This is a genomic window from Pseudoalteromonas sp. S4741 (assembly GCF_005886135.1).
GTDB lineage: Bacteria > Pseudomonadota > Gammaproteobacteria > Enterobacterales > Alteromonadaceae > Pseudoalteromonas > Pseudoalteromonas tetraodonis.
The window spans coordinates 1-7,463 of the sequence record NZ_PNCN01000103.1 but is presented as its reverse complement, the minus strand read 5'-3'; the positions used below and the strand labels follow the sequence as shown (position 1 = coordinate 7,463).

The 7,463-nt window shown below is 42.0% G+C and carries 6 protein-coding genes; all 6 read right to left on the bottom strand.

The annotated features are described in order from the left end of the window. Nucleotides 1-122: 122 nt before the first annotated feature. The 6 genes from der to CWC30_RS13720 all read right to left on the bottom strand — a co-directional run bounded on the left by der (nucleotide 123) and on the right by CWC30_RS13720 (nucleotide 7,003). The gene (gene der / locus CWC30_RS13745; RefSeq protein WP_069439096.1) at nucleotides 123-1,592 is read right to left on the bottom strand and encodes a ribosome biogenesis GTPase Der; all 1,470 of its coding nucleotides are present in this window, start codon (nucleotides 1,590-1,592) and stop codon (nucleotides 123-125) included. A 93-nt stretch (nucleotides 1,593-1,685) separates the two neighbouring features. Beyond that, the gene (bamB, locus tag CWC30_RS13740; protein ID WP_036983701.1) at nucleotides 1,686-2,864 is read right to left on the bottom strand and encodes an outer membrane protein assembly factor BamB; all 1,179 of its coding nucleotides are present in this window, start codon (nucleotides 2,862-2,864) and stop codon (nucleotides 1,686-1,688) included. Nucleotides 2,865-2,874: 10 nt separating this feature from the next. Continuing rightward, nucleotides 2,875-3,495, bottom strand: coding sequence for a YfgM family protein (locus CWC30_RS13735; RefSeq protein ID WP_036983702.1), 621 nt, complete (start codon nucleotides 3,493-3,495; stop codon nucleotides 2,875-2,877). Nucleotides 3,496-3,540: 45 nt separating this feature from the next. Then, entirely contained in the window at nucleotides 3,541-4,821 is a 1,281-nt protein-coding gene (gene hisS, locus CWC30_RS13730; protein WP_138627371.1) for a histidine--tRNA ligase, read from the bottom strand. A 188-nt stretch (nucleotides 4,822-5,009) separates the two neighbouring features. Then, nucleotides 5,010-6,128 carry a flavodoxin-dependent (E)-4-hydroxy-3-methylbut-2-enyl-diphosphate synthase gene (gene ispG / locus CWC30_RS13725; RefSeq protein ID WP_036983705.1) on the bottom strand — a complete coding sequence of 373 codons (1,119 nt, stop codon included), beginning with the start codon at nucleotides 6,126-6,128 and terminating at the stop codon, nucleotides 5,010-5,012. A 5-nt stretch (nucleotides 6,129-6,133) separates the two neighbouring features. Further along, nucleotides 6,134-7,003 carry a RodZ domain-containing protein gene (locus CWC30_RS13720; protein WP_036983706.1) on the bottom strand — a complete coding sequence of 290 codons (870 nt, stop codon included), beginning with the start codon at nucleotides 7,001-7,003 and terminating at the stop codon, nucleotides 6,134-6,136. Nucleotides 7,004-7,463: the final 460 nt, after the last annotated feature.

The window sequence follows — 7,463 nt, the reverse complement described above, 5'->3', positions numbered from 1 at the left end:
AATAACCCTTTTACGAGTACTGTTACTTTATTTTAGATAAAAAAATAGCGTACTTTTATTGTACGCTATTTAATTTTGACCTAGCACCTAGCACCTAGCACCTAGCACCTAGCACCTAGCACCTAGCTTTTATTGCGGTTTTCTTTACTAAACGCGCGAATTTTACGTTTTTGTGACAGGGTTACTTTATTAGTACGCCCTGCAAATGGGTTATCGCCTTCTCTAAACTCAATTTTGATTGGCGTACCCATAATCTTAAGTGCTTTACGGTAGTAGTTCATTAAGTAGCGTTTGTAGCTATCAGGTAGGTCATGTACTTGGTTACCATGAATAACGATACGTGGCGGGTTGTAGCCCCCAGCATGCGCATACTTAAGCTTAACACGACGTCCACGAACAAGTGGCGGCTGGTGGTCGGCCTGTGCCATGTCCATAATACGACGCAACATAGCAGTACTAATTCGCTTAGTTGCCGACTCATACGCTTCGTCAACTGATTCAAATAAATGACCAACACCGGTACCATGCAGAGCAGAGATAAAGTGTAGGCGGGCAAAATCAATGAAGCCTAAGCGACGATCAAGCTCAGTTTTAATACGATCTTTAACGTAGTTATCTAGGCCATCCCACTTATTCACGGCAATAACCAATGAGCGTCCTGAGTTAAGCGCAAAACCTAACAGGCTTAAGTCTTGATCAGAAATGCCATCGCGAGCATCAATTACTAGTAGCACAACGTTACAATCTTCAATTGCTTGTAGTGTTTTAATGACTGAGAATTTCTCAACCACGTCACTTACTTTTTTACGTTTACGCACACCAGCGGTATCGATAAGAATATATTCTTTGTCGTTACGGGTCATCGGAATGTAAATTGAGTCGCGGGTTGTACCTGGCATGTCGTATACAATAACACGGTCTTCACCTAGTATGCGGTTTGTAAGGGTTGACTTACCTACATTTGGACGACCAATAATTGCCAGCTTTACCGGTTTATCGGCAAATGCTTGGTGATCGGTGTCATCTTCTTCACCTTCTTGATATAAGTCGATAAGTTCTTCATCGTCATCGGCTACATCTTCATCAAGAGCGGCAAGCTCAGCAATAACAGGCTGAAGAGTTTGCTCAAGCAGTAAAGTAATACCACGGCCATGTGCGGCAGCGATATGATGAACTTCACCAAGTGAAAGTTGGTAAAACTCAGCACAGTTTGAGTCGGCATCAATGCCGTCTGTTTTATTGGCTACCACAAAGCACTTTTTCTCTTGCTTACGTAAGTGGTTAGCAATAGCTTGATCAGCCACTGTCATACCCACGCGAGCATCAACTAAAAATAAAACAATATCCGCTTCTTCAATGGCTAGTAATGACTGATCAGCCATTTCGGTTTCGATACCTTCTTCTGAGCCATCAATACCGCCCGTATCTACCACGATAAATTCAAAGCCATCGTAATTTGCTTGGCCATATTTTCTATCACGCGTTAAGCCAGGAAAGTCGGCAACGAGTGCATCACGAGTACGTGTTAAACGGTTAAATAATGTGGATTTGCCCACATTGGGTCGCCCTACAAGAGCGATCACGGGAAGCATAAACTACCTCTTTAAAAAACAACAAAAGGCTTCGCAGTGCGAAGCCTTACAAAAAATATTTAACTATTAGTGCCTTACACTAATAGTAGACAGTTAGTTCGGTATTTTTACCGCGCTAACTTCACCATCGCGGGTGTATAAAATCAATTTATCGTCAGCGACAACGGGCTCAACAAAAAAACCTGAGCTGTCAAAGTCTTCACGAGATACTAGCTCGCCAGTTTCTTTATTTAACCAATGTAAATTACCTTCTTGGTCACCTAACGCTAAATAATTACCGGCAACCGCTGGGCCTGTTAAGTACCAGCCACGTAGAGCGGGTTGGCTCCAACGTTCAATGCCCGAATCTTTATCAAGTGCATAAACAACGCCGTTACTATCAACAACGTAAATTGTTTGCAAATCCATGCTAATTTCACGGTAGCTGCTGTATTCACGTTTCCATACAACATTCCCTGAACGAATATCTACTGCTGATAAGTTACCATTGTATGCAATAGCATAAGCAAATGGACCGCTAATGATCGGCTGCGTATCTACATCAACTAAACGTTCAAACTCTGATGCGCCTTTTGGCACTGCAATTTCTGCACTCCATGCCGAGTAGCCACTCTCAGAAATTAAAACACTGAGCTTACCTGTTTCAAGGCCAACCAATACACCACCGTTAGCCACAGTAGGTGAACTTTGACCGCGTAAAGTCAGCGGTGGCACTTCTTGCTCAAAGCTCCAGCGTTCTTCACCAGTATCTGGGTGAAGCGCAAGTAACTTACCTGAGGCTAAATTAACAAAGATTAAGCCATCGCCTGCAGCGGGTTTAGAGAGTGATTCGCCAGGTACTTTTTTACGCCAAACTTCTTTACCAGTCTCACGGTCAAGTGCAATGACATAGCCATGTTCTGAACCTAAATAGATTTTACCATAAGCTTGTAATATTCCACCTGATAATTTTGCATTTTCGTTATCGCTCCAAGGCCAAAACGATAAATCTTGACGAACGTCGGTTTCCCATTGGGTATCGCCATTGGCAAGTGATAAGGCTTCTACTTGGCCTTCACGGCTAGCAACATACACTGTCTCTTTATAAACAGCGGGTGATAAGCGTGAAAAGTAATGCTCTACACCGCTACCAATAGATTCTTGCCATACTATGTCAGTTTCGAATTGATTGGCTATTTCTGGAAGCACCAGTTCTTCTTCGTCATCACTTGAAGAGCATCCCATTAGGGTTGCCATACATAGGGCGAGCGTTGCTGTTGTTATTTTTCTCATGCCTAAAACCTTATGCCGCTGGGCTAGTTACTGCTAGGTCATCTAACTTAATTTGTAAAAGGGGATTACTCGTTAATCCACCAGCATCAACAGCAGCTTGATAGGCTACGCGTGCTTGCTCTTTATTGCCTTGCTGAATGTAAATGTCACCTTTTAATTCAGCCACATTTGCGTTAAATGCTTCAGGAAAAGGGGCATTTAATGTGCTTAATGCATCATCGTATTGCTGTTGAGCAATTTGCACACGCGCTAAACGTGTCGTTGCAATGGCTTTAAGCTCTGCGTTATCAACGTTAGTTACAATCCAGCTTAGTTTTTCATTTGCTACATCTAATTTTTGTGTATCTACCGCTTCTTTTGCTGCAACAAATGCCGCTAAAGTTGCGTAATGAGTGTCTTTGTTTTCACTGATAAATGCATCAGCAGACGCTAATACGCTGTCGCCTTCGACAAGTTTAGTGTAAGCATCAGATGCTTGCTCTGCAGTCGTTATTTGATTTTGGTTGTATGCTTTCCAGCCATATAAACCACCTAAACCAACAATAACGCCTAATGCTAGTGAAAGGCCGTTTTCACGAAAAAAGCGCTTAATCGCTTCTGCTTGTTGTTCTTCTGTTGAATAAATTTCCATGCTTACCTCTGTTAAAGCGCTTAACTACTTACGCTTTATATAATTTTAGCTATTAATCAGTTCTGCAAGTAGCGTTTTAGCTTGTTCTAATTCTAGTGTGACTTGTTCTTTACGTTCACGTAAGTATTTAATAGTTACAACGCCTTGCTCTAATTCATCTTCACCGATAATGACTGCGACGAGCGCATCGCTTTTATCAGCACGTTTAAGTTGTTTTTTAAAGTTACCACCGCCAGCGTGCACCATAACGCGTAATCCAGGTACATCACGACGTAACGTAGATGCAATAATAGGGGCTTGAATGCTGGCTTTATCGCCCATAGCTGCTAAATATACATCAGCACTACGACGTATGTCACCTACACACTCAAGTGCTTGAAGCAGTAAAACTAGGCGCTCTAAACCCATTGCAAAACCTACCGCAGGGGTTGATTTACCGCCTAATTGTTCTACTAAGCCATCATAACGACCACCGGCACATACAGTACCTTGTGCACCTAAGCTGTCGGTTACCCATTCAAATACCGTGCGGTTATAGTAATCTAAGCCACGTACCAGCTTTTCATTAATCGTGTATTTGACGCCTGCGGCATCTAATCGTTCACATAAATTTTCAAAATGTTCTTTTGATTCAGCATCTAAATGTTCAGATAGCTTTGGTGCATCGACTAAGATTGCCTGAATATCTGGGTTTTTAGTATCCAAAACGCGCAGTGGGTTAGAGTACATACGACGTTTTGAATCTTCATCTAGGACATCGGTATGTTGCTCTAAAAAGGCGATTAAGGCATCGCGGTACTGTGCGCGCGCTTCGTTTGAACCTAATGAATTAAGCTCTAAACGCACATGATCAGTAATGCCAAATGCTTCCCAAAGTTGCGCCGTGAGTAAAATAACTTCGGCGTCAATATCGGCGCTGGCAATACCAAAAGTCTCTAAACCAAATTGATGAAATTGACGGTAGCGACCTTTTTGTGGGCGTTCATGGCGAAACATAGGACCCATGTACCAAAGGCGTTGTTCTTGATTGTATAACAGGCCATTTTCGTTACCTGCACGTACACACACTGCAGTCCCTTCAGGGCGCAGAGTTAAATTGTCGCCGTTACGATCGGCAAAGGTGTACATTTCTTTTTCTACTATATCGGTTACTTCACCAATAGAGCGTTTAAATAGGTCGGTTGATTCTACAATTGGAAAACGAATTTCTTGATAACCAAACGATGATACGGTCTCGCGTAAAATGTGTTCTACTTTCTGCCAAACTTGCGTATCGCCTGGCAGGCAATCGTTCATACCGCGAACTGCCTGAATTTGTTTTGCCACTGATAAATCCTAAATCTGTTTATGTGCAGCCCTAGGCTGCAACCACGTAAAACTAAAAAATCGACCCTGCATTATAACCCTAACTATAAGGTAATTGCGAGCGCAGCGGGGTGTACGTAATTTATACTACGTTGTGAATGCCGCGATTAAAAAAGGTCAATAAAATACATAGTGCCTGTAACAACGCATCACTCTACGATTTTTATATCAATAGGAGTTTGCTTTTGCTTGTGTTCAATGAAATCGCGTACATAGCCTTCGAGTTGATCAACAATATTGTTGTTATCAATGCGTGCTTTTTGTCGCTCACCATTAATGTATAAACCCGAGCGACGGTTTGCGCCGGCAAGACCAATATCACTCACTAATGCTTCACCTGGCCCGTTAACCACACAGCCAATGACTGACACTGAAACTGGCTCAATAATATCTTCTAAACGCTCTTCAAGTTGATTCATGGTGCTCACTACATCAAACTCTTGGCGCGAACAGCTAGGGCAAGCAATAAAATTAATGCCGCGAGAGCGAATACGCAATGATTTTAATATATCAAAGCCTACTTTTATTTCTTGAACTGGATCCGCTGCGAGTGATACACGCAGTGTGTCACCAATACCTTCAGCCAATAGCATGCCTAAACCAACAGCCGATTTAACTGAACCAGAGCGCATGCCGCCTGCTTCAGTAATCCCTAAATGCAGTGGCTGGTCGATTTCTTTTGCGAGCAAGCGATACGCGCCAACCGCTAAAAATACGTCTGACGCTTTCACCGAAATTTTAAACTGGTCAAAGTCTAAGCGACGTAATATATCTACATGGCGCATAGCCGATTCAAGTAAGGCTTCAGGTGTTGGCTCGCCGTATTTTTCTTGTAGGTCGCGCTCAAGTGATCCACCATTTACGCCAATACGAATTGGAATGTTGTGCTCACGGGCTGAGTCGACAACCGCTCTAATACGCTCTTCACTGCCAATGTTGCCTGGGTTGATACGTAAACAATCAACGCCATACTTTGCTACTTTTAATGCAATGCGGTAGTCAAAGTGAATATCAGCAACGAGCGGTATCGATACCTGCTCTTTAATACTTTTAAATGCTTCAGCGGCATCCATAGTTGGTACAGATACACGCACTATGTCAGCACCGGCATCTTGAATCGCTTGAATTTGAGCTACTGTGGCATCAATGTCCATTGTGTCTGTGTTAGTCATTGACTGCACGGCAATTGGTGCACCATCACCAATAGGAACATTACCCACATTAATGCGGGTGGATTTTCTGCGTTTTATAGGAGATTCTGAAAACATAGCGACTACTCTGCTAAGGGTAATTTAAATTTAGCTAAACGGTTTTTAGGAAAGGCCGAAATATCAACTGGCTCACCATTTAGGGTAATACGAACAACATCATGCTTGCCTAATACCACTGAAAAAGGCGCTACTCCGGTTAGGGTCATTTCGTAGCCTGCTTTTTTTACACCAAAAGCAATTTTTTCATCATTGGCATCGTGAATTTCTACCCAGCTCTCATCGTTAAACATCATAAAAATGGTGCTTAAATCACTGTTTTTTGGTTCACTGGTGCTCTGTGCATCATTAACTGGCGCGGCTTGAATTTTTTGTTGCTCATTTTGTAATGCTGAACTCACTTCTTCTGCAGATTCACTGTCATTTAAAAGTGCCTCGTCGGCGGCTTCAGCTAACAGTTTTGTGTTTTCTTGTTGCTCCGAAATAAGCGAGTTATTAGCATTAATAGTGTTAGTTTGTTCATCAATAGGCGTTGCATTTTGCCACCACCATACAGCAGATGAGCCAATAACAATGGCTAGTATTAAATAGCTTACCGTCATCAGTCGACTGTCATGCGCTTCTTTTTCTGTGCGCCTTGAAAAGCTTTGCATATCTACTAGCTTATCTGATGTGCTAAAAGCAGGCAGCATGGCTAAAATAGCGCTGCTATCTATGCTTAGTGTGCGGCAATAATTTTTTATATAGCCTTTAACGAACGTTTTTGCACCGAGTAAATGATACTCGTCGCTTTCAATATGCTCAACTTGTGATTCTGTTAGCTTTAATAGCGAGGCGATTTCAGCAAGGCTGATATTTGCATTTTCTCTATGCGATTTTAGCATTTGTCCTACAGAGGGTCCGTCGCTCTGCGGTTGTGTATTATCTTCATTCATAATATGTATGAGTCTGGATCCACGAGTAAAAGTTAATGTTTTGGCTTAATAACCAGAGTAAGACTTTGTTTTTATTTTTTAGTGTTCGTTTATTCTTGCTACTGGAATGCACGCTTTTAAAGGGTATCATCAGCTGCGGTTTTATAAAAACGTTACTATTGTCCTTTTAAAATTTTTGCTGTTTTTATTTTTAAAGCCCTTTAATGCACCTAACATATAGCAGTTTAGCATTGAATCACACTGAAATGCTAAATTGGTTTACAGCAAAACGAGCGATATCAACCGATACACTCATTTTTACTCTTATTTTACTAGGGTCTGTTGACCTTTGCGGATTAATATTTGTTCAAACTAGGGGCAATTTAATCGCGGCGCGAGGTTTGTAACCTAGTGGGCTCGATAACTGCTCCTGCGTTATTCTACTGGCTTACATCCATGTAAGAATAAGTCAAAACCGAGC

What these genes read in the sequence shown, in the direction of transcription:
- CWC30_RS13735 (WP_036983702.1), bottom strand. Translation starts at nt 3,495, where the DNA reads ATGGAAATTTATTCAACAGAAGAACAACAAGCAGAAGCGATTAAGCGC.
- bamB (WP_036983701.1), bottom strand. Translation starts at nt 2,864, where the DNA reads ATGAGAAAAATAACAACAGCAACGCTCGCCCTATGTATGGCAACCCTA.
- CWC30_RS13720 (WP_036983706.1), bottom strand. Translation starts at nt 7,003, where the DNA reads ATGAATGAAGATAATACACAACCGCAGAGCGACGGACCCTCTGTAGGA.
- der (WP_069439096.1), bottom strand. Translation starts at nt 1,592, where the DNA reads ATGCTTCCCGTGATCGCTCTTGTAGGGCGACCCAATGTGGGCAAATCC.
- ispG (WP_036983705.1), bottom strand. Translation starts at nt 6,128, where the DNA reads ATGTTTTCAGAATCTCCTATAAAACGCAGAAAATCCACCCGCATTAAT.